The organism is Mesotoga sp. Brook.08.YT.4.2.5.2. (assembly GCF_003351125.1).
GTDB lineage: Bacteria > Thermotogota > Thermotogae > Petrotogales > Kosmotogaceae > Mesotoga.
This window is the reverse complement of the sequence record NZ_JPGZ01000070.1, coordinates 1-1,318: the sequence shown is the minus strand read 5'-3', so window position 1 is coordinate 1,318 and position 1,318 is coordinate 1. Positions and strand designations below refer to the sequence as shown.

Genomic DNA, 1,318 nt, shown 5'->3' with positions numbered 1-1,318 from the left:
CATGTTGTATGTAGGAGTGGACATATCCAGTGAAAGTTTTGACGTTTGTTTCTATTTACCAGAGAAGAAGAAAATGAAAAGCATGAAGTACAAACAAGACAGGGAAGGTTTTAGGGAATTTCTAAAGAAGCTAAATACTTACAAGGGCGAGAAACAAGTCGGAATGGAAGCGACGGGTTCGTATCATAGCAACTTGTACGGATTTCTTAGGAGCAAAGGGATAGACGTACAGCTTCTCGATCCGTATACCCTTAGCAAATTCATGAAGGCTATGAGCAGGTCAAAGACAGACAAGAAAGATGCAAAAAGCATAGCAGTTGCAATGTACAGGATATTCGATCTGCTGAGCGTTTCTCAAGTACCAGAGGAAGAGATGTCAGCATTCAGGGACTTAGTTAGGATGAGAAGCACTGTAGTAGCAAACTGTTCTGATCTTCAAAGGAAACTGAAGAGCAAATTGAAGATTCACATGCCTGAACTTCTTAAGACCTTCAGATCAATTAGTTCACCTGTGCTGTTGCATTTGTTGAGTGTTTATCCATCCAGGGAAGAGATACTTGCCAATGAGGAAGATGCAGTCAAATTGCTCAGCTCTCACAGAAACTGGAGTGAAGAGAAAGCGAAAGAGGTTATCGATTCACTCAAAGACTCAATAGGCAAGCCAGATACCTTTGGAACCTACTCAACTATTACCAGCACATTCATAACTGAAATAAAGCTTCTCAAAGAACACGTAAAAGCCCTGGATGAGGAAATTAAGAAGTTTCTTCAGAAGTTCCCTGACAATCCCCTAAGAACCATACCGGGTATTGCTGAAATCACAGAAGCCGAAATCGTATCTGAAGTAGGCGACATAAACAGATTCTCTTCAGGGAAAGCCTTTGTATCGTATATAGGCCTTGATCCTGTTATTAAGCAGAGTGGTAATATGACTCGCGGCCTTTCAATCTCCAAGAAGGGTAACAAACATCTACGAAAAACCTTCTACCAGTTAGCTAAAAACTTGATCAAAAACACTGAAAAGTACAAGAACAAATACGAGAAGATGATAGAGAGGGGGGTGAAAAAGAAAGTGGCCCTTGTAGCAATTGCAAGAGCTGCAGCTGAAATGGTCTACCAACTTTTGAAAAACAACGTTCCATTTGACCTTTCACTCTCATAATTCTCCTAATTCTATACTTGACAACTTAGAGTAGCTGGCATGCTACTGGCCAGGATCTCGATCTTTGAAACTGTTGCAAGTGACAAGTTGCGAGTTGAAAAAGAAAATGGTTGTCCGTTATCGGTTCACCGTTCTCCGATAAGAGCATGGCCCCGT

The 1,318-nt window shown here is 41.2% G+C and carries 1 protein-coding gene; it reads left to right on the top strand.

The features are described from left to right. A partial coding sequence (locus Q502_RS14210) for an IS110 family transposase (RefSeq protein ID WP_103134172.1) occupies window positions 1–1,162 on the top strand: 1,162 nt, incomplete at its 5' end. Window positions 1,163–1,318 lie beyond the last annotated feature (156 nt).